We start from the raw sequence: 19,664 nt of genomic DNA on the forward strand, positions 1-19,664 counted from the left end.
ATCAGGGCAGGTTCCACCAGGTGTCGAGCCGCGCGACGGCGGGCGTCGTACGCCCCTCGCGCAGCACGCGGGAGAGCCGCAGGAGGTACGCCGCGATGCCGGCGGCGCCCTGCATCCAGCCGACGCCCGGCGGGAGGAGCGGGTCGTCGTTGCGGTGCTCGGTGAAACGCCAGCACGCGCGGTCACCCTCCACGATCGCCCGCTCGACGAGCGCGTCGCCGAGGACCTGCGCGAAGGCGAGGTCGTCCTCGACGCCGAGCCGCTGCCAGGCGTCGAGGAACACGTCGCCGACGCCGGCGGTGCCGCAACAGCGACCGTCGTTGTCCCAGAAGCCCGGCCGCAGTCGCGCCGGGACCCCCGACGTGCGGATGCTGCGCAGGCAACGGCGGTGCCACTGCGCCGGGGTCTCTCCGGCGATCGTCTCGACCCCGGCGTGCTCGAGGGCGGCGAAGAGGAACGAGGTGCCGGTCGGGCCGTGGCACCAGCTGTAGGTGACCTCCTCCGTGTCGGGGTCCGGCGGGATCACATGAGGCACCACGAAACCGCCGTCGCCCGCGTCGCCCAGCGTGACCAGGTGCTCGGCCCCACTGCGCGCCGCGGCCACCAGGTCCGCACGGTCGAGCTCGGCGCCGGCGACGGCAAGGGCGGCGGCGATCCCGGCCAGCCCGTGCGACCAGTTGGGCATCTGCTCGTCCCCGTGCTCCGCGCGCAGCTCTTCGGTGAAGCGCAGCGGCACGAAGGGCCAGTTCGTGCCCGCCTCGGTCGGCTCGCCCTCCGCCAGCAGGAGGTCCGCCGCGCGGTGGGCCAGGTCGGCCGCGCCAGGAGTGTCGTGCCGGTGTGCCCACACTGCTCCGAGGAGGTTGCCCGCCGTGCCCAGGGTGGCGTCGTTGATGCGGGTGTGTGGGGGAAACCGCGGTGGCGTCATCCACGGCTGCTCCCACCCGTCGTCGGCCGCGATCTCCTCGAGCCGGGCGACCGCCTCCTCGGCCCCGTCCGCCTCGAGCGCCGCCAGGACACCGAGGTCGCTGACCAACCCGTCGAAGTAGGAGTACATCGTCGTGGTGGCGAGGTTGCCTCGGATCCGGGCGGCGATGCCCTCGGCGAGCCGCTGCTCCTCGTCGGTCCACCCGCGGGACTCGCGGACCTCGGCGAGCACGTGGGCCAGTCCACCGATACCGCTGTGCATCCCGTCGCGGTCCTCGGGCGGCCCGCCCTCGTGGGGCACGGACACGGGGATCCACGGCCCGTCGTCCCACCGGACCTGGTCGAGCACCCAGCGCCAGGCCGCGGCACCCAGGTCGGCGTACGTCTCCGGGGTCGTCACGCGGCGATCATCGCACCGCGCTGCCGCCGCGCGCGCGGCGATTTGCGTCAGCGACCCAGCAACGTGTCGAGCACGCGCGTGCCGACCGGCAGCCCGTGCTCGTCGTAGTAGGCGAACATCGCGCTGAGCCAGGGATGGGTGCCCGGGTCGGCCACCTGCCGCACCGGCACGCCCGCCTCCGCCGCCAGCTCGCGGACGGTCGCGACCCGTGTCGCGAGCTCGTACGTCGACCCGGCGTGCCCCTGCTCGGTGAGGACGACTGCTGCGGCCCGGCCCAGGTCGGCGAGGTCGAGGAAGCCGAACGGCACGTCCGGGGAGTAGGGCAGGTCGAGCGGGCCGGTGAGGTCGAGGTTCTGCAGGTAGGCGCCGGGCTGGAGGATCGTCCAGTCCAGCCCGCTGCGCCGGACCAGGTCCTCGCTCACGGCCTTGCCGACGTGGTGCGGCATCGCGGGCACGTAGGGCGAGGCCACCGAGTGGTAGACCACCCGGCCGACGCCGGCCTCGGTCAGGGCGGCCAGCACCGACGTGACGTAGGACGGCTCGTCCGGGTGCAGGTTGGGTGCGATGACGTACGCCGCCTCGCACCCGGCCACGGCCGACGCGAGGTCCGGCCAGTCGTCGCGTCCCAGCGGCCGGCCCTCGACGCCACGATCGGCGAGCGCCGCGCAGACCGCCCGTCCGGTCTTGCCGTGCCCGCCGAGGACCGCGACGCGCTGCACCGACACGCTCAGATCCGGTCGACCTCGGCGGACGTCGCTCCGTCGGCGAGCGAGGCGTAGCCCGGCCCGCGGTCGAAGAACGCGTCGTCGTCCCGGCTCCACGCCGCCCGCCCGGCACGCTCGGCCTGGGTCGCCGTGGCGTCGAAGCCCAGGTCGCCCGAGTCGGCCGAGCCGGTCAGCACGACGCCGTAGTCACGCAGCGCAGCCTCGGCCGAGACCTTGCGCCACACGACGTCGCGCACGACGAGCTCGGGGTCGCGGGCCAGCGGGTCGCCCCAGCCGCCGCCGCCCGTCGTACGAATCCGGACGACCTGGCCGGCCTTGACGACCTCGGCGTCGGCAAGGGCGTCGACCTCGCGCTCGTCGGGGCCGCCCGGGTCGATGACGACCTGGAACGGCGAGCCGGCCTTGCCACCGCGCACGCCCCAGCAGGCGAGGATCGAGCGGTCGGCGATGGACATGAAGTGCGCGTCCTTGAGCATCCGGATGTGCTTCTCGTAGCCGAGGCCGCCGCGGTACTCACCTGCGCCGCCGGAGTCCTGGGCCAGCCCGAGGCGCTCGACGATGAAGGGGAAGCGCGACTCGGTGAACTCGGTCGGCAGGTTGCGGGAGTCGGGGACGACGTGGATGGTGTCCTCGCCGTCGGCGTAGTAGCGCCCGCCCGAGCCGCCACCGAGCACCTCGCGCATGAGGTAGTCGTTGCCGTCGAGGTCCTTGCCGTAGACGCCGGTGTAGCGGATGGTCTCCTGGTCGGCCGGCATCTTGCCGTCGACGGCCTTGGCCACGACGCCGGCGAGCACGCCGAGCAGCCGCAGGATGACGAAGGTGCGGGCGTTGGTCGGGCCCGGGTGGATCGGCGTGAGCAGCGTGCCCTTCTCGGGGAAGCGCATCTCGATGAGGGGGACGATGCCTTCGTTGACGTCGAGCTCCGCCATCCGCTCAGGGGTGTCGGCGAGGTTGCGCAGGATCGGTGCGAGCCACTTCTTGAGGAAGTTGCCGCCGACGTAGTCGCCGCAGTGGTTGATCGGCCCCTTGGCCTGGGCGCTGGTGCCGGTGAAGTCGATGATCAGCCGCGGTCCGGCCGGGCGACCGTTCTCGGGGTCGGCCGGGGCGTCGCTCACCTTGGTCAGCGTGATCCGCTGCGTGTGCAGCTGCGGCTCGTCGACGCCGTCGTGCTCGGCGTAGTCCTCCCAGACGTAGGTGCCGTCGGGGATCTTGGACAGGATCTCGCGCCGGTAGGTCTCGGTGGTCGCGTCGAGGATCGCGTCGAACGACGCCTCGATGGCGTCGCGACCGTAGCGCTCGAACAGCTCGCCCAGGCGCCGCGCGCCCATCAGGCAGGCCGAGCACTCGGCATCGAGGTCGGCGGCGAGGCTGTCGGGCATCCGCGAGTTGCGGGTCATGATCCGCAGCGCCGACCTGTTCGGCACGCCCGCGTCCCAGAGCTTGATCGGCGGGACCGCCAGCCCCTCCTCGTACACGGTGGTCGCGTTGCTCGGCATGGAGCCGGGGACCGCGCCGCCGATGTCGTCGTGGTGGCCGAAGGCCTGGACGAAGGCGACGACCTCACCGTCGTGGAAGACGGGCACGGTGACGCACAGGTCGGGCAGGTGGCCGATGCCGCCCTCCGACTCGTAGACGTCGTTGTGGAAGAAGACGTCGCCCTCGCGCATCTCCTCGATCGGGTAGTCACGCACGATGGGGTGGACCAGCGCGCTGTAGGAACGGCCGGTCAGCTTGCGCAGCTGCCTGTCGTGGATGCCGGCGCGGAAGTCGTGCGCGTCGCGGATCATCGGCGAACGGCTGGTGCGACCGATGGCGGTCTCGACCTCCATCTCGACGCTGGCCAGCGTGCCCTGGACGATCTCGACCAGGATCGGGTCGACCGTCGTGCCCTCGGCCGTGAGGCGGCCGCCGTGCTCGTACGCCGTCGGCAGGCCGGCCGGGTTGACCGGCTTCGCGGTGACGTACGCCGGGTCCACGGCGCGGGTGCTGACGTCGGTGCTCATCGGCCCGACTCCTTCCGGATCACGAGGTTGGCCCAGTCGTCGACCACGACCTCGAAGCCGGGGTGGACGGGGATGGTCGAGCCGAACTCCTCGACGATGGCCGGGCCGCTGAACGTGTCGCCGGCGCCGAGGTCGCCGCGCCAGATCACGGGGGTGTCGACGTAGCCCTGCTCGGCGTCGAAGCACACCTCGCGGCGGCTGCGGACGGCGCGCTCGCGGGCGTCGCCCTCGGCCTTGTCGAGCGTCGGGATCTCCGGTCGGGTGATCGGGCCGATGCCGGTCACACGGAGGTTGACCCACTCGACCTGCTGGGTCGCGTCACCGCGGAAGTCGTAGCCGTAGAGCTGGCGGTGCTCGGCATGGAACGTCTCAGCGACGTGGGCGACGTACGCCTCGTCGACCTCGCCCTCGGGAGCGGCCACGCGGACCTCGTAGGCCTGGCCGACGTAGCGCACGTCGATCGTGCGCTGGAACTGGTGGTCCTCGGGCGCGAAGCCCTCCTTGGCCAGGGCCGCGCGGGCCCGGTCGGTGAGGTCGTCGAGGACGGCCTGCACGGCCGCGTGGTCGAGCGCCGACTCCTTGGCCACGTGGGTCTGCACGTAGTCGTTCTTGACGTCGACGGTCAGCAGCCCGAAGGCGCTCACGTTGCCCGGGTTGGGGGGTACGACGACGCCCGCGAGGTCGAGGATGTCGACGAGCCGGCAGGCCAGCAGCGAGCCGGAGCCGCCGAAGGTCGTCAGCATGAAGTCACGGACGTCGAGGCCACGCTTCACGCTGACCTGTCGCAGCGCGTTGGCCTGGTTCCACGCCGAGATCTCCAGGATGCCGGTGGCGCAGCGCTCGAAGTCGAGGCCGAGCTGTTCGGCGAGGTCGGCGATGCCCGCCCGCGCGGCCTCCACGTCGAGCGGGATCTCGCCGCCGAGGAGGTGGGGAGGGATCCGGCCGAGGGTGACGTGGGCGTCGGTGATGGTCGGCTGGGTGCCGCCCTTGGCGTAGCAGAGCGGGCCCGGGTCGGCGCCCGCCGAGTGCGGGCCGACCTTGAGGGTGCCCTCGGGCGACAGCCAGGCAATCGAGCCGCCGCCCGCGCCGACCGTGACGACGTCGATCATCGGGATCTTGCTCGGGTAGGCGCCGACCGTGCCCTCGGTGGTGAGGGTCGGCTCGCCGTCGAGGACGACGGACACGTCGGTCGACGTGCCCCCGCCGTCGCAGGTGAGGATCTTGGGGAAGCCGGCGACCTCCGCGATCAGGGCGGCGCCCAGCGCGCCGGCGGCCGGGCCGGACAGAACGGTGGTGATCGGCTGGTGCACGACCTCGTCGGCCGAGAGCACGCCACCGTTGGACTTCATCACGTAGAACGGGATCGCGTTGCCGGTGAAGCTGACCAGGCGCTCGGAGATGTTGGTGACGTAGCGGCTGACGTTGGGCTTGACGGCCGCGTCGACCAGCGTGGTCATCGAGCGCTCGTACTCCCGGTACTCGCGCAGCACCTCGCTCGAGATCGAGACGACGGCCTCGGGGTGCTCGCGACGAAGGATCTCGCGCAGCCGCAGCTCGTGGTCGTCGTTGGCGTAGGCGTGCAGCAGGCACACGCCGATCGTGGTGATGCCCTGGTCCCTGAACCAGCGGGCCGTGGCGACGGCCTGCTCCTCGTCGAAGGGACGGATCTCGGCGCCGGTGAAGTCGAGGCGGCCCCCGACCGTACGGACCCGGTCGGCCGGGACGATGCGGTCGGGCTTGACCCAGAAGTAGGAGTTGCCGTAGCCGTCGGGCACGGACTGGCGGGCGATCTCGAGCATGAACTCGTAGCCCTCGGTGGTGATGAAGCCGAGCGCCTCGACCTTGCCCTCGAGCAGCTTGTTGGTCGCCACGGTCGTGCCGTGCGAGACAGCGGTGATGTCGCCGCCGTCGCCGCCGACGATCCCGAGGATCTTCTCGATGCCGGCGATGAAGCCGTCGGCCGGGTTGCCCGGCGTGCTGGGGGTCTTGGTGGTGACCAGCTCCCCCGAGTCCTCGTCGAGGGCGACCACGTCGGTGAACGTGCCCCCGGTGTCGATGCCGATCCTGATCCGCCGCGCGCTCATGGGGACGATTCAACCGATCCGGCCACCGCGATGGCCACGGCAAGGTCTGCCGACGGATCGCCGATTGCTCGGCAACACCTGCCCGGGGTCGGGACAGGCGAAGGGCCCTCGACGGTATGAGCGTCAAGGGCCCTTCTGATGAGGATCAGGTCGCCGGAGCGGCCAGGTCCTCGGAGGTGACCGGTCCTGTGATGCTTCCGGTCGATCGCTCCTCCTCCTGGGTCCCAGCCACCCATCACCTGGTGTCTGCGACGTTCCCCGGCGTACCGGATCGCGTCGTACGGACTCGTCGTCGGAGCCATCCCGCCTCCCCTTGCGGGGCTGCGTAGGAACAGTTCTACGCCCGGGAGGTCCCGGTCCGCAAGGGTCCTTCGGCCCCGGACGCCGGTCCGCCGAGGACCAGGTCGAGGACCTCGTCGAGGGACATCCGCGCGCCGTCGGCTCTCAGCTCGTCGAACCGGTCCTCCCCCAGCGCGGTCCGGATTCCGGTGACCACCCGCTCGTGCTCCGGCACGTCGCCCGGGTGGCGCCGTGCCCCCAGGACGCGGAGCGCCTCGTCCGCGGCGCCGACCAGCACCGCGCCCAGCTCCGAGTGCCCCAGACCGTGCTCGGGGCCGGCGAGCTGCGAGACCGTCCATGCCGCCATCAGCCGCCGGCCCAGCGTCCGGCACAGCCGGAGCGCGGCGTGGGTGAGCCGGCGGGCTTCGGCGTAGTCGCCCCGGTGGTCGGCGAGGTAGCTGAGGTTGGCGAGGAACACGCTGACGTACATCTCGTCGTCGAGGTCGGTCGAGATGGCCAGGCCCTCCTCGTACGCCGCCCGGGCCAGGTCGTCGTGGCCGGCGACGCGCGTGATCTCGCCGCGGATGTTGAGCACCTGCGCGACGAGCGACGGGCTGGCCGCCTCGCGGGCCAGGCGCAGAGCCTCGTCGTTGACCCGGATCGCGTGCGCATAGCGGTCGGCGGCGCCGACGTAGGTCACCGACGTCACCGCGAGGGCGTACGCGAGCAGGCGCGGCTCCGCCAACGCCCGGAACATCGCGACCGCGAGCTCCCAGTGCTCCCGCGCCCGCCACTGGCTGTGCGGGAAGGCCAGGAAGCCCGACGCCAGGTGCAGCCGTGCGACCACTGCAGGGTCGAGGATCGCGGCCTCGGCCAGCGCCTCCTGCGTCCACCGCTGCCCCTCGACCTGGTGTCCCTCCAGGAACCAGTACGCGCCGAGGGCCGCGGCGATCCGGGCAGCGAGTGCCGCGTCTCCCCGGCCGACCGCCCACGCATGGGCGGCCCGCACCTCCTGGAGGAGCCCGGTGATGTCGTCGAGCCACCGGTCGGCCGCGTCGGTCCAGCGTCGCTCGTAGAGGTCGTCGAGGTGATCGGCGACGTAGGTGGCACGTGCGGCCTCTGCGGCGGCCCGCTCCTCGGGGAGCAGGGTCGCCGCGTGCTCGCGGACGAGCGAGAGCATCCCGAACGCCGGCTCCCCGGTGGCGCCGGCCGACCGCCGGACGAGGCTGTGGTCGACCAGGACGCTCAGCGGGTCGACCGCGTCGCTCTCCGGCCAGACCGCCTCGACGGCGTCGAGGGGGACGGGACCGCGGAAGACCGAGAGCCTCGCGAAGAGGCGCCGCTCGCGATCGCCGAGCAGCTGGAGGCTCCAGTCGATGGTCGACGGGATGGTCTGGTGGCGGTCCGGCAGGTCGCGGGCCGCGACGACGCCGGAGGCCAGGCGGTCGGCGAGCCGCTCGCGCAGCAGCGGCGCCGAAAGGGTGCGCAGGTGCCCGCCCGCGATCTCGATGGCCAACGGCAGGCCGTCGACGGAGGCGCAGATGGCACCGACGGCCTCGAGGTGCTGGGCGAGGTCGAAGTCAGGGTCGACCGCGCGGGCCACCTGGTCGAACAGCGCGACGGCGTCGGCGTGATCGGCACCGGCCGCAGCCGTGACGGCCAGCGGACGCACCTCGTGGACCTGCTCGCCGCCGAGGCGCAGGCGCGCCCGGCTGGTCACGAGCACACGGACACCGGCGGACCGCTCCAGGACGCCCGCCACCACGTCGGCGGCCGCCACGACGTGCTCGAAGTTGTCGAGCACCAGCAGCAGCGACTGCCGGTGCAGGGCCTCCGCCAGCACCTGGACCGCGTCCTGGTCGTCGCCCGCACGTATCCCGAGCTCGCGCACGACGAGTCCGGCGACCTGCCCGGGCTCCGAGACCTTCGTCAGGTCGACGTAGCAGCTGCGTTGCGCGGTCTCCTGCACGACCCGGTGGGCGACCTCGGCAGCGAGCCGGGTCTTGCCGACCCCACCGACCCCGAGCAGGGTGACGAGCCGTCCGCGGGCGAGCAGGTCGAGCACGGCGGCCACGTCGGCGTCGCGCCCGACCGTGCGGGTGGACGGTCGGGGCAGCCGCGCCGCGCCGCGGGGCAACGCCTGCCGGCTCCCCTCGGCCGCGGGCATGGCCTCGATCTCGGCGCGGACGGCGCCGAGCGCCTCGTCGGGCACGGCACCCACCTCGCGCCACAGCTGCTCGACCTGATCGAGGTGGCGGAGCGCGTGCCCGCGGCGTCCGGCCTCGACGTGCGAGCGCAGCACCCCGATGTGGGCCTCCTCGTCGAGCGGCTCGCTGGCCAGGACGTCCTCCCACCGGCCGGCGCCGCGCAGCAGGTCGAGGTGCACCGCACGCAGCCGCTCGCGGTCCGCGTGGCTCCACGTCTCGTAGAGGTCGTCGGGAAGCAGGTCCCCGGCGTAGAGGGCGATCGCGTCTTCGGCCGAGCCCGCCGCCACCACCCGTTCGAAGCGCTCGACGTCGACGGTCACCTCGGCGTCGGGCAGGAGCGAGACGACGCCGTCGACCAGCACGACGCCGCGGCCGGTGCCCAGCGACGTACGCGCGCGGTGGGCCGCCTTGTGCAGGCGCGGTGCCGCGCGGTCGAGGAGCAGGTCGGGCCACAGCAGGTCGACGAGCCGTTCCCGCGGGAGCCGGCGGCCGGGACGGAGGGCGAGGACCTTCACGAGCGCGGTGGCGTCGCGGCGCGTCCACGCGGCTGCGTCGATGGGTCGCCCGTCCACGACGACCGAGAACCCACCGAGCAGGGTGATGTCGACGTGCATCGGTCCTCCCAGCCAGTGCACGGCGACTGTACGCCTGCGCGCGCGGGCGACTCGACGACATTTCGCCGGGGAAGGACGCGGGAAGGCCGCGGGAAGGTCGCGGGCAGGCGAGCTGCGGACGGTCGAGAGGTCCACCACCGGACCGACTGGAGAGACGATGTACTGCCGCACCCCTGCCGAGCCCGTCCGCCACCCGCACCACCCGCACGACCAGCACCGCGCACAGCCCGTGGCTGCGACGGTGCCTGCCCGCCTCCGTGACGGTGCGACCGTGCACCTGCGGCCGCTGGCACCTGGCGAGGTCGACGTCGTCGAGCAGGTCTTCACGGGGATGTCGGCGCGCTCGCGCCAGCAGCGCTACCTCGTGCCGATGCCGCGCCTGCCGGGCGGCGCCCGCCGGAGCCTCGCCGCCACCGACAGCGACCGGCACGTCGCGTGGGTCGCCCTGCTCGACGGGCGACCGGTCGGGCTGTGCCGTTTCGTGCGCACGGCCCACGACCGGGCCGAGGTGGCCTTCGAGGTCGTCGACGCCCAGCAGGGCCGCGGGATCGCGTCGACGCTTGTCGACGCCGTCGCCGCCGTCGCGGACGCGGTCGGCGTCCGCTGGCTGGAGGCGAGCGTCGCCCACGGCAACCACGCCTCCGTGGCCGTCCTGGCCGGGCTCGGCCTCGAGCTGCGACCCGACGACGGCCTGCTCGTGGGCACAGGCCTGTTGCGCCTGCCCGCCGTTCCCCGGGTGGACCGGGTCGCCGTGCTGGAGCTGGCCGGTCAGCTCGTGGCGGGACCGACCAGTCGCTCGACGGCGGCCGCGACCTCGAGCAGCTGACGGTCGGCGCCGTGGCGGGCGACCAGCTGGACGCCGACGGGCAGGCCGTCGGCGGTGCGTCCGGCGGGGAGGGAGATCGCGGGGCACCCGGTGACGGTGATGAAGTAGGCCGAGCGCATCCAGGCGAGGTAGTCGGGCATCTCCTGGCCGTTGATCGTCTCGGGGAACTCCTGCTCCACCGGGAAGGGCGGCACCTGCGAGGTCGGCAGCAGCAGCACGTCGTGCTCGCCGAAGAAGAGCCGCATCGTCTCCGAGAGCGAGGTGCGCTGGGTGTAGGCGCGGGCCACGTCGGCACCGGTCAGCGGCTCGCCCGCGCGGATGTTGGCCTCGAGGGAGGCCTTGAAAGACGTCGGGTGCTCGGCCAGCAGCGGCCCGAGCTTGGCCTGGAAGTGCCAGGCACGCAGCGTGCGGAACGTGTCGTCGGCCAGGGCGAGGTCGGGGTGGGCCTCGGCCACCGCCGCACCCGCGTCCGAGAGCCGCGCCGCGGTCGCGCGTACGACGTCCGCGACCTCGTGGTCGACCACCAGCGAGCCACCGAGGTCGACCGACGTCGCGACCCTCAGCCCGGCGAGCGGGGCGGGCGTCAGCGGTGGTGCGAACGACGTGCCGGGGTCGCCCAGCGCGAGGGGGGCACGCGGGTCGGGTCCGGCGAGCACCGACAGCAGCAGCGCGAGGTCGCCGACGTTGCGGGCCATCGGACCGCCGACCGACGTGCTCTCCCACTGGTTGTAGTGCGGCCACTCCGGCACCCGGCCCAGCGAGGGCCGCATGCCGACGACGCCGCAGAACGACGCCGGGTTGCGCAGCGAGCCGCCCATGTCGGAGCCGTCGGCGAGCGGCACCATGCCCGACGCCAGGGCGCACGCCGCTCCCCCGCTCGACCCGCCCGCCGAGCGCGAAGGGTCGACCGGGTTGCGGGTGACGCCGAAGACGGTGTTGAACGTGTGCGACCCGGCCGCGAACTCCGGGACGTTGGTCTTGCCGACGAAGACCGCGCCGGCCGCGCGGACGCGCTCGACCAGCAGGTCGTCGTGGTCGGCGACGGCGTCGGCGAAGATCGGCGAGCCGTAGGTCGTCCGCCAGCCCTTCAGCGCGTGGGTGTCCTTCACCGCGAAGGGCAGCCCGTGGAGCGGGCCGATCACCTCGCCCGAGGCCTGCGCCTGATCGGCGACGGCGGCCCAGGCGCGGGCGCGCTCGGCGTCGAGCGAGACGATCGCGTTGAGCTCGGGGTTGCGCTCCTCGATCCGGTCGAGGTGCAGCTCGAGCAGCTCGGTCGCCGAGACCTCGCCCGAGCGGAGGGCGGCGGCCTGGGCCCGCGCGGTCGAGTCGACCGTCAGGTCGCTCACCGGCGGCGTCCGAAGATCCCGCCGACCACGACGCCGAGGACGACCAGCCCGGCACCGACGGCGACGCCGGTGAGGAACCCCTGGCGCGAGGCGGCCGCGGGCGCGGGCGCGGGTGCGGTGAAGACCTGCCCGGTGCTGACCGCGCCGGTCGGCGTCGGCACCGCTGCACCTGCGGCGGCAGGAGCGGCCTCGACGGGCGCCCCTCCACCCGCGATGGCCGCGTCGACGTTGCCGAAGAACTCCCCCGCCATCCGGCGCGACACGGAGGTGAGCATCCGCTGGCCGACGCCGCCGATCATCCCGCCGACGACCGCATCGGCGTCGTAGGACACCCGGGTCGTGGAGCCCTCGGGGATGAACCGCACGTTGACGGTGGCGCCGATCGTGCCGGGGGCTCCGGCACCGTCGAGCTTCATCACCAGGGACTCGTGCTCGACGAGGTCGGTCAGCTCGCAGGACCCGGCGTAGGTGCCCTTGATCGAGGCGACGCCCGCGGTGACGGTCATCGCGTAGGCGTTGTCACCGGTCGCCTCCAGCCGCTCGCAGCCCGGGATGGTGCGCACGAGCACCGCCGGGTCGAGCAGCGCTCCCCACGCCTGCTCGACGGGCGCCGCCAGCGTATTCTCTCCGGTGAACTTCATAGATGGCTCCTAGTGGCTCGGTTGCGTGACGGGCGCTGCGCGCCCTCCTCAACCAGCGGTGGTGGGGGTGGTCGTGGGGTGGGGTTCGTCGGTGTGCGCCAGGCGCAGCTCGAACAGCTCCGACGGCGAGATGGGCATCGAGGTGATCGGGAAGCCCTCTGCGTCCTCGATGGCCGCGGCGAAGACGGCGGCGGACGGGATCACGCCCGCCTCGCCGGCGCCCTTGATGCCGAGCGGGTTGAGCGGTGAGGGCGTCTCGAGGTGGTCGATGTCGATCGACGTCGGGACCTCGGTGGCGTACGGCATCAGGAAGTCCATGAACGACGCGTTGAGCAGCTGGCCGGACTCGTCGTAGGCCATCCGCTCGTAGAGCGCGCCGCCCACGCCCTGCGCGACGCCGCCGTGGATCTGCCCCTCGACGATCATCGGGTTGATCAGGTGCCCGCAGTCGTGCACGACGGCGTACTTGAGGATCCTGATCTCCGCGGTGTCGGGGTCGGTCTCGACGATCACGGCGTGCATGCCGTTGGCGAAGGTCGAGCGCGGCGGGGAGTAGAAGTCCTTGCCCTCCAGGCCCGGCTCGTCGTCCTCGGCGACCGGCGGCTTGCCGGGGTCGCCGACCGAGAACTGGGTGGCGGCCTTGGAGGCCTCGTCGAAGGCGTAGCGCAGCGGGTTGGAGAGGACGGCGATCGTGCCGAGGTCGATCGACGCGTCCGTGCCGCGGACCGACACGACGCCGTCCGCGATCTCGAGGTCGTCCTCGGACGCCTCCAGCGCCTCGGCGGCAATCCGCAGCGCCTTCTCCTTCGCCCGCAGCGCGGCGAGGTGGATCGCCGACCCGCTCATCACGGCCGCGCGCGAGGCGAAGGTGCCGACGGCGTAGGGCATCTTGCGGGTGTCGCCCGTGGTGATCTCGACGTCCTCGAACCGCACCCCGAGGGTGTCGGCGACGATCTGCGCGAACGCGGTCTGGTGGCCCTGCCCCTGGGTGGTCAGGCCCGTCGCGACCTTGACCTTGCCGGAGGTCTCGACGTGCACGTGGGCCCCCTCGTAGGGGCCGACGCCGGTGCCCTCGACGTAGCAGGCGAGGCCGATGCCGACCCGGCGGCCCTGAGCCGCCATCTCCGCGCGGAAGTCCTCGAACTCGTCCCAGCCGACGAGCGCCTTGAGCTTGGCCAGCGACGCCGGGTAGTCGCCGGAGTCGTAGGTCAGCTCGCGCCCGTCCTGGAAGACCAGGCCGTGCTCGTAGGGGAACTCGTCGGGCTGGATGAAGTTGGTGGAGCGGACCTCGGTGCGGTCCTTGCCGAGGTAGGCCGCGATCGCGTCCATCGTGCGCTCCATGACGAAGCAGCCCTGCGGCCGGCCCGCGCCGCGATAGGGCGTGACGATGACGGTGTTGGTGTAGAGCGACTCGAAGGCGACGCGGTAGTTCTGCGGCTTGTAGGGGCCGAGCAGCTGGGTCGAGGTGATGATCGGGACGATGAGGCCGTAGGGCGTGTACGCGCCGTGGTCGTGCCAGAACTCGACGTTGAGCCCGAGCACCCGGCCGTCGTCGTCGAAGCCGACCTCGACGTGGTGCTGCTGGGCGCGCTCGTGCGCCGAGGAGATGAAGTGCTCGCGCCGGTCCTCGGTGAACTTGACCGGCTTCCCCAGCGTCATCGCCGCCAGCGGGACGAGCAGCTCCTCGGGCCACGGGTGGTTGATCTTCACGCCGAAGCCGCCACCGACGTCGGGGGTGACGACGTCGACCTTGGCGAGGTCGAGGCCGAGCTTGGCGGCGACGCAGCCCCGGACACCCGTCGACGTCTGGGTCGAGGACCACACCGTCAGGCGGGACGTGTCGGGGTCCCACCGGGCCACGGTGCCGCGGCCCTCCATCGGCGTACAGGCGGAGCGCTCGACGTCGAGCTCGAGCGTCAGCGTGTGGGGCGCGCGGGCGATCGCGGCCCGCGCGTCGCCGTTCTCCTGCTCCATCCGCGCGCCGACGTTGTCCGGGACGTCGTCGTGCACGGCGGAGGTCGCGGCTCGCGCGGCGGCGATCCCGACGACCGGCGTGAGCTGCTCGTAGGCGACGCGGATCCGCGAGACGGCGTCCTCGGCGACGTAGCGGTCGACGGCGACGACGAAGGCGATGGCCTCGCCGACGTAGTTGACCTCGTCCTTGGCCAGGGCGTACTGCGTGCGGCCGTGGGTGAGGGCCGGGTGCGGGATCAGCAGCGGCAGCGGCTCGGCCATCGCGCCGGCGAGGTCGTCGTAGGTCCACACGGCCACCACGCCCTCGACGTCGAGCACGTCGGAGACGTCGATGTCGACGATGCGGGCGTGGGCGTGGGGCGAGCGCAGCACCGCGGAGTGCAGCAGGCGCGGGTCGTCGGTCAGCAGGTCGTCGACGTAGCGACCCTGGCCGCGCAGGAAGCGCTGGTCCTCCACGCGGGGCACCTTGGCGCCGAACATCTTGGTGGTCACGCGTCGCTCCGCTCGTGCTCGATCTCGGCAGCGCGGAGCACGGACTTCACGATGTTCTGGTAGCCGGTGCAGCGGCAGAGGTTGCCGGCGATCATCTCGCGCGCCTCGTCCTCGGTCGGGTCGGGCGTCTCGCGGAGGCCGGCGGTGATGGTGGTCAGGAAGCCCGGCGTGCAGAAGCCGCACTGCAGGCCGTGGCAGTCGGAGAACGCCTGCTGGACGGGCGAGAGCGAGCCGTCGTCCTCGGTGAGCCCCTCGACGGTGGTGATCTCGGCGTCCACCGCCGAGACGGCCAGCATCAGGCACGAGCGCATCGGCGCGCCGTCGACCAGCACCGTGCAGGCGCCGCACACGCCGTGCTCGCAGCCGACGTGCGTGCCGGTCAGGCCGCAGTCGTGACGAAGGGCGTCGGACAGGAGCCGTCGGGCGGGCACCTGCACCTCGTGGACGGACCCGTTGACGTGCAGGCGTACGTCGTGGAGCTGTTCGGTGGTCACGGCTGGGTCGCCTCTCCTGCCCGCGAGCGGGCGTGGTCGGTCGCGGCCGCCAGGACGCGGGGCGCCAGCACCTTGACGAGGTGGGCGCGGTAGGCGGCGCTGGCATGGATGTCGTCGGCCGGGTCGAGCTCGGCCAGGGCCTTCGCGGCGGGGTCGCCGAGCGCGTGGGTCACGTCGACGACGACGGGGACGTCGCTGACCGACACGAAGCCCAGCGACGCGCGGGTGACGGCGTCGCCGTCGGTCTCGACGTGCGCGGCCACGCCCACGAGGGCGTAGTCGCCGTGGCGGCGCGCGATCTCCTGGAACGCCACGCCCGCATCGGGTGCGAGCCCCGGGAAGAACGCCTCGACGGCGACCTCGTCGTGGGCCAGGGTCGACTCGAGCGGGCCGGCGAACAGCTCCGCCGCCGGGATCGTACGACGACCCCGCACCGACGCGACGTCGACCGATCCGTCCAGCAGCCGCAGCACCATCGGCATCTCGGCAGCGGCGTCGGCGTGCACGATCGAGCCGACGGTCGTGCCCCGGTTGCGGATCGTCGGGTGCGCGACGTGGCGCAGCGCCATGCCCAGGAGCGGCTGGGCCCGCTCGGCCTCGGACGAGGCGAGCACCTCGGCGTGCCGGGCGAGGGCGCCCACCCTGACCCCGTCCTCGGCCACGCGGACGTGGCCGAGGTCGGGCAGGGCGTTGATGTCGATGAGCATCGACGGTGCGGCCAGCCGCATGTTGAGGAGCGGGACGAGCGACTGGCCACCGGCCAGCACCTTCGCCCCCTGCTCCCCCGCGAGCGCCGCGAGGGCTTCCTCGAGGGAGGACGGTCGCAGGTAGGCGAAGGGTGCGGGCTTCATCGCTTGTGCGTGCCTCCGGAGGCTGCGTCGTCGACGCCCTCGTCGTAGTCGGGGTGGCTCATGTTGCGGGTCACCGTGCCCGTTCCGGCGCCGGTGCGGCCCTTGACCATGTGGAAGAAGACGATGACCAGGATCGTGCCGAGGGCGATGCCGCCGAGCTCGAAGTCGTCGCCGAAGGTGAGGGTCACGCCGCCGATGCCGGCGATGATGCCGGCGGCCAGGCCGACCATGTTGACGGGGTTGCCGAAGTCGATGTTGTTCTCGACCCAGATCTTGGCTCCCACCAGTCCGATCATTCCGTAGAGGACGACCGTGATGCCGCCCAGGACGCCGCCGGGCGTCGCGTTGACGACCGCGCCGAACTTGGGGCACAGGCCGAGCAGGATGGCCACGGCCGCGGCGACGTAGTAGGCCGCGGAGGAGTAGACCCGTGTCGCGCCCATGACGCCGATGTTCTCGGCGTACGTCGTGGTCGGCGAGCCGCCGAACGCGCTGGCGAAGGCGGTCGCGAGGCCGTCGGCGCCGATCGCGCGGCCCATGTAGGGGTCGAGGTCCTCGCCGGTCATCTCGGCGACGGCCTTGACGTGGCCGGTGTTCTCCGCGACGAGCGCGATGACGCCGGGCAGGACGAGCAGGATCGCGGTGAGCGAGAAGGACGGCCCGTGGACGACCGAGACGCCGTCGGCGAGGTCGCCGCTCGGCAGGCCGATCCAGTCGGCCGCCTTGACGCCGGCCCACGAGACGCGGTCGTGCTCGGTCGCCTCGGTGGCACCGCCCAGCACGGACGTGATCGGGCCGAAGACGAGGTCGGCGACCCAGGACAGCAGGTAGCCGAAGATCAGGGCGAGGAAGACCGCGATGCGCGACCAGAAGCCCGGGAGCAGCACCGCCGCGGCGACCATGAACGTCGCCGTGGCGAGCGCGACCCACTGGTCCTGGGGCCAGTAGATGCCGGCGACCACGGGTGCGAGGTTGAAGCCGATCAGCATGACCACCGCGCCGGTCACGGCGGGCGGCAGGATCCGGTGGATGAGGCCGGCGCCGGCGAAGTGCACCAGCACGCCGATCGCGGCGAGCACGAGGCCGCCGACGAGGATCGCGCCGGTGACGTAGGACGAGTCGTTGCCCTCGTCGAGGGCGCGGATCGCCGCGACCGAGGCGACGAACGACGCGCTCGTCCCGAGGTAGCTGGGCACGCGGTTCTGCACGATCAGCAGGAACAGGATGGTGCAGAAGCCCGAGAACATGATGGCGAGGTTGGGGTCGAGCCCCATCACCAGGGGGAACACGAAGGTGGCGCCGAACATGGCGACCACGTGCTGGGCACCGAGCCCGATCGTCTTGCCCCACGGCAGGCGCTGCATCGGCAGCACCGCCTGCCCCGGTGCGGGATCGACCACTTCCCACTTGAACATCGACATGTGCAGGCCTCCAGATTCGACGGGGTGGTTACCCGAGAAGCCACAAACTAGTGCGGTCCATCTCACACCCTCACTGGCGACATCTGCCGAAGGAACGCCGCAGGCACTGACAAGTTCTCGGGCGGGTCGACGGCTCGACGCCCTCATCACTATCGGTCATCCTGCCGCCGGGCGCCGCTGTCCTGCCGCTGCGCGTCCTAGCGTCACCGCCGCGTCTCTCGGACACCCGACGCAGGAACCCCCCAGCGGAGATGAGCGATGAAGAGGATCCTGGCAACGACCGTCGTGGCTCTCGCGACCGTGGGAGCGACCGGCACGGCCGCGTCCGCCGGCGAGATCACCGGCAACGGCAACCCGACCCCGATCAACGGCTACAACGCGAACTCGATCTGCGCGTTCTCGGGCCTGGACGACATGGACTTCGAGGCACCGGTGCAGCCGGGTGTCGTGCAGAACTGGGGCAGCATCCCCAAGGAGATCCGCGACTTCCTGGCCACCATCGGTGAGCACCCCGGCACGGCCTGCAACGGCAGCCGGAACGGCACCAAGGGCTGAGGCTGCCAAGCTCGCGGGATGAGCGAGCTCCGTCGGGCTGACGCCGCCGACGTGCCTGCGCTGCGGCGCATCGCGTCGGCGGCGTACTCGCCCTACCTGCCCCGGATGGGCGGACAGCGCCCCGGCCCGCTGGACGCCGACTACGCCGCGGCCGTCGCGCACGACGAGACCTGGGTGGCCTGCGTGGACGGGGACCCGGTCGGCTACCTCGTGCTGACCGACGACGCACCGGACTCGCTGGTCCTCGACAACGTCGCCGTCCTCCCCGACCACCACGGCCGCGGCGTCGGCCGCGCCCTCCTCGCGCTCGCCGAGGAGCGCGCCGCCGCCCGGGGCCGTACGCGCATCCGGCTCTTCACCCACGTCACCATGGTCGAGAACCAGGCGCTCTACGAGCGCATCGGCTACGTCGAGACCCACCGCGCGACCGAGGGCGGGGTCACCCGGGTGTTCTACGAGAAGGTGCTCTGACGCCCCGCGCGGGCGCCGGGCGCCTGCGCGGCCTCACCCCACGATCTCGAGCGCCCGGAGCGCGACGGCGACGTCGAGGCGCAGGTGCGGGTCGGAGGCGACGGGGCCGAGGATCCGCTGCAGCTTGCCGACCCGGTAGCGCATCGTGTTGTAGTGGAAGAACTGGGCGCGTGCGGCCTCGGCGACGTTGAAGTTGGTGTCGAGCAGCACCTGCAGCGTCTCGCGGAGGTCGGCGGCCTCGGGGGTGCGCTCGGCGAGCGGTCCGAGCACGTCGGACGCGAACGCCGTCAGCTCGGCGCTGTCGGGCACGAGCGCGAGCAGCCGGTGCAGTCCGAGCTGGTCGAAGCGGGTCACCGACCCGCCGCCGTGAACCCGCCGGCCGATCTCGACGGCGCGCTGCGCCTGGCGGAACGCCTCCGGCAGGTCACCGAGACCGTGGGAGACGCGGCTGACGCCGGCGGAGAAGGCGATCCGGCCGCCGCCGCGGTCGCCGCGCACCGCGGCGATGATCCGGTCGACGGCGACGTGGGCGTCTGCCGGGTCGCCGGACGGGTCGACCGGCACCAGGGTCACCACCTCGCGGCTGAAGGCGACCGACGCGATCGTGTGGTCGACCGTGGCCGAGACCTGCCGCCACGCGTGGGCGAACCTGTCCTGCCAGGCCCGCCGGTCCTCCGGGTCCGGCGCCAGGGCGGCGATCGCGTCGGGGTCGAGCACCGCGACGACGACCATCACCGGGCGGTCGAGGTGCCAGCCGAACGCCTGCGCGTGCTCGGCGACGTAGTCCTCCTCGCCGGCCCGGCCCAGGAAGACGTCGCGCAGGAAGTCGCCGCGGTACTTGTTCTCGACCGCGGTGATGGCCTCGACGCGCGTCACCAGCAGCGCCGCGACGATCGCGGCGCGCTCCAGCGCGTGCGCGTCGGAGGAGTGGATCGTCCCGTCGGGACGCAGGGCCACCAGCCGCGCGAGGTCGACGCCCGCGGCCACCACCCGGCGTACGAGCGCCTCCCCCGCACCCACCGGCGTGCCCTCGGGGTCGATCCGCTCGACGCGCACGCGCCCGGTCGGGTCGAGCAGGTCGGCGCCGGCCAGCGCCTCGCGCTGGGCCGCGTCGAGGTGGGCCGCGCGCTCGCGGCCGTCGGTGGAGGTGAAGATGACCCCGCAGCCGAGGGCATGGCCGACGGCCTCCGCGATCGCGGCGAGGTCACCACCCTCGAGCACGATGTGGGTCAGCGCGGTGTGCAGCGCGTCGGCACGCTCGAGCGCAGCCACGGCCTCCGGGTCGCTTATCAAGTCTTGGCCCACATGTGCCCCTTGGTCCGACAAGTTCTCACATTCGCGAGTGTCGCACGAGCCG

The 19,664-nt window shown here is 72.8% G+C and carries 15 protein-coding genes; 3 read left to right on the forward strand and 12 right to left on the reverse strand.

The window, feature by feature from the left end; genetic code table 11:
- Window position 1 precedes the first annotated feature (1 nt).
- The 5 genes from NCI01_RS10750 to NCI01_RS10770 all read right to left on the reverse strand — a co-directional run bounded on the left by NCI01_RS10750 (window position 2) and on the right by NCI01_RS10770 (window position 9,257).
- Window positions 2–1,324 (reverse strand): lanthionine synthetase LanC family protein, encoded by a 1,323-nt coding sequence (locus NCI01_RS10750; protein ID WP_254181473.1) that lies wholly within the window; start codon window positions 1,322–1,324, stop codon window positions 2–4.
- A 47-nt stretch (window positions 1,325–1,371) separates the two neighbouring features.
- Window positions 1,372–2,049, reverse strand: coding sequence for an SDR family oxidoreductase (locus NCI01_RS10755; RefSeq protein WP_254181474.1), 678 nt, complete (start codon window positions 2,047–2,049; stop codon window positions 1,372–1,374).
- 2 nt (window positions 2,050–2,051) lie between these two features.
- Window positions 2,052–4,052 carry a hydantoinase B/oxoprolinase family protein gene (locus NCI01_RS10760; RefSeq protein WP_254181475.1) on the reverse strand — a complete coding sequence of 667 codons (2,001 nt, stop codon included), beginning with the start codon at window positions 4,050–4,052 and terminating at the stop codon, window positions 2,052–2,054.
- A complete protein-coding gene (locus NCI01_RS10765) occupies window positions 4,049–6,136 on the reverse strand; it encodes a hydantoinase/oxoprolinase family protein (protein ID WP_254181476.1) in 2,088 nt (695 codons plus the stop codon). Before NCI01_RS10765 ends, NCI01_RS10760 begins: the two co-directional genes overlap by 4 nt.
- Window positions 6,137–6,473: 337 nt before the next feature.
- Complete coding sequence (locus NCI01_RS10770; protein ID WP_254181477.1) at window positions 6,474–9,257, reverse strand: ATP-binding protein; 2,784 nt, start codon at window positions 9,255–9,257, stop codon at window positions 6,474–6,476.
- Window positions 9,258–9,477: 220 nt separating this feature from the next.
- On the opposite strand from NCI01_RS10770, the gene NCI01_RS10775 reads away from it, so the two are divergent.
- Complete coding sequence (locus tag NCI01_RS10775; RefSeq protein ID WP_254181478.1) at window positions 9,478–10,062, forward strand: GNAT family N-acetyltransferase; 585 nt, start codon at window positions 9,478–9,480, stop codon at window positions 10,060–10,062.
- Here NCI01_RS10775 and NCI01_RS10780 read toward each other — a convergent pair.
- From NCI01_RS10780 to NCI01_RS10805, 6 genes are read right to left on the reverse strand one after another with little or no spacing between them, the layout of a single operon-like run.
- Window positions 10,005–11,408, reverse strand: coding sequence for an amidase (locus NCI01_RS10780; RefSeq protein WP_254181479.1), 1,404 nt, complete (start codon window positions 11,406–11,408; stop codon window positions 10,005–10,007). The two genes, NCI01_RS10775 and NCI01_RS10780, sit on opposite strands and share 58 nt — an antisense overlap.
- Entirely contained in the window at window positions 11,405–12,049 is a 645-nt protein-coding gene (locus NCI01_RS10785) for an SRPBCC family protein (protein WP_254181480.1), read from the reverse strand. The genes NCI01_RS10780 and NCI01_RS10785 overlap by 4 nt, the downstream gene beginning before the upstream one ends.
- A 48-nt stretch (window positions 12,050–12,097) precedes the next feature.
- A complete protein-coding gene (gene cutA / locus NCI01_RS10790) occupies window positions 12,098–14,515 on the reverse strand; it encodes an aerobic carbon-monoxide dehydrogenase large subunit (protein WP_254181481.1) in 2,418 nt (805 codons plus the stop codon).
- Window positions 14,512–15,009: a (2Fe-2S)-binding protein gene (locus NCI01_RS10795; RefSeq protein WP_254181482.1), complete on the reverse strand. Its 498-nt coding sequence runs from the start codon at window positions 15,007–15,009 to the stop codon at window positions 14,512–14,514. Before NCI01_RS10795 ends, cutA begins: the two co-directional genes overlap by 4 nt.
- Window positions 15,006–15,860, reverse strand: coding sequence for an FAD binding domain-containing protein (locus NCI01_RS10800; RefSeq protein WP_254181483.1), 855 nt, complete (start codon window positions 15,858–15,860; stop codon window positions 15,006–15,008). Before NCI01_RS10800 ends, NCI01_RS10795 begins: the two co-directional genes overlap by 4 nt.
- Window positions 15,857–17,281, reverse strand: coding sequence for a uracil-xanthine permease family protein (locus NCI01_RS10805; RefSeq protein ID WP_254181484.1), 1,425 nt, complete (start codon window positions 17,279–17,281; stop codon window positions 15,857–15,859). Before NCI01_RS10805 ends, NCI01_RS10800 begins: the two co-directional genes overlap by 4 nt.
- A gap of 258 nt (window positions 17,282–17,539) precedes the next feature.
- On the opposite strand from NCI01_RS10805, the gene NCI01_RS10810 reads away from it, so the two are divergent.
- Window positions 17,540–17,836 (forward strand): hypothetical protein, encoded by a 297-nt coding sequence (locus tag NCI01_RS10810; RefSeq protein ID WP_254181485.1) that lies wholly within the window; start codon window positions 17,540–17,542, stop codon window positions 17,834–17,836.
- 18 nt (window positions 17,837–17,854) lie between these two features.
- Window positions 17,855–18,307 carry a GNAT family N-acetyltransferase gene (locus NCI01_RS10815; protein WP_254181486.1) on the forward strand — a complete coding sequence of 151 codons (453 nt, stop codon included), beginning with the start codon at window positions 17,855–17,857 and terminating at the stop codon, window positions 18,305–18,307.
- Between the two features lie 33 nt (window positions 18,308–18,340).
- Here NCI01_RS10815 and NCI01_RS10820 read toward each other — a convergent pair whose 3' ends face one another.
- Complete coding sequence (locus tag NCI01_RS10820) at window positions 18,341–19,579, reverse strand: PucR family transcriptional regulator (protein ID WP_254181487.1); 1,239 nt, start codon at window positions 19,577–19,579, stop codon at window positions 18,341–18,343.
- Between the last annotated feature and the right edge of the window lie 85 nt (window positions 19,580–19,664).

Origin of the sequence: Nocardioides pinisoli (genome assembly GCF_024199985.1) — a bacterium.
Classification (GTDB): domain Bacteria; phylum Actinomycetota; class Actinomycetes; order Propionibacteriales; family Nocardioidaceae; genus Nocardioides; species Nocardioides pinisoli.

Bases quoted from the DNA above. Each gene is read 5' to 3' on its own strand.
- NCI01_RS10765 (WP_254181476.1), bottom strand. From the start codon at position 6,136: ATGAGCGCGCGGCGGATCAGGATCGGCATCGACACCGGGGGCACGTTC.
- NCI01_RS10815 (WP_254181486.1), top strand. From the start codon at position 17,855: ATGAGCGAGCTCCGTCGGGCTGACGCCGCCGACGTGCCTGCGCTGCGG.
- NCI01_RS10785 (WP_254181480.1), bottom strand. From the start codon at position 12,049: ATGAAGTTCACCGGAGAGAATACGCTGGCGGCGCCCGTCGAGCAGGCG.
- NCI01_RS10800 (WP_254181483.1), bottom strand. From the start codon at position 15,860: ATGAAGCCCGCACCCTTCGCCTACCTGCGACCGTCCTCCCTCGAGGAA.
- NCI01_RS10760 (WP_254181475.1), bottom strand. From the start codon at position 4,052: ATGAGCACCGACGTCAGCACCCGCGCCGTGGACCCGGCGTACGTCACC.
- NCI01_RS10805 (WP_254181484.1), bottom strand. From the start codon at position 17,281: ATGTCGATGTTCAAGTGGGAAGTGGTCGATCCCGCACCGGGGCAGGCG.
- NCI01_RS10810 (WP_254181485.1), top strand. From the start codon at position 17,540: ATGAAGAGGATCCTGGCAACGACCGTCGTGGCTCTCGCGACCGTGGGA.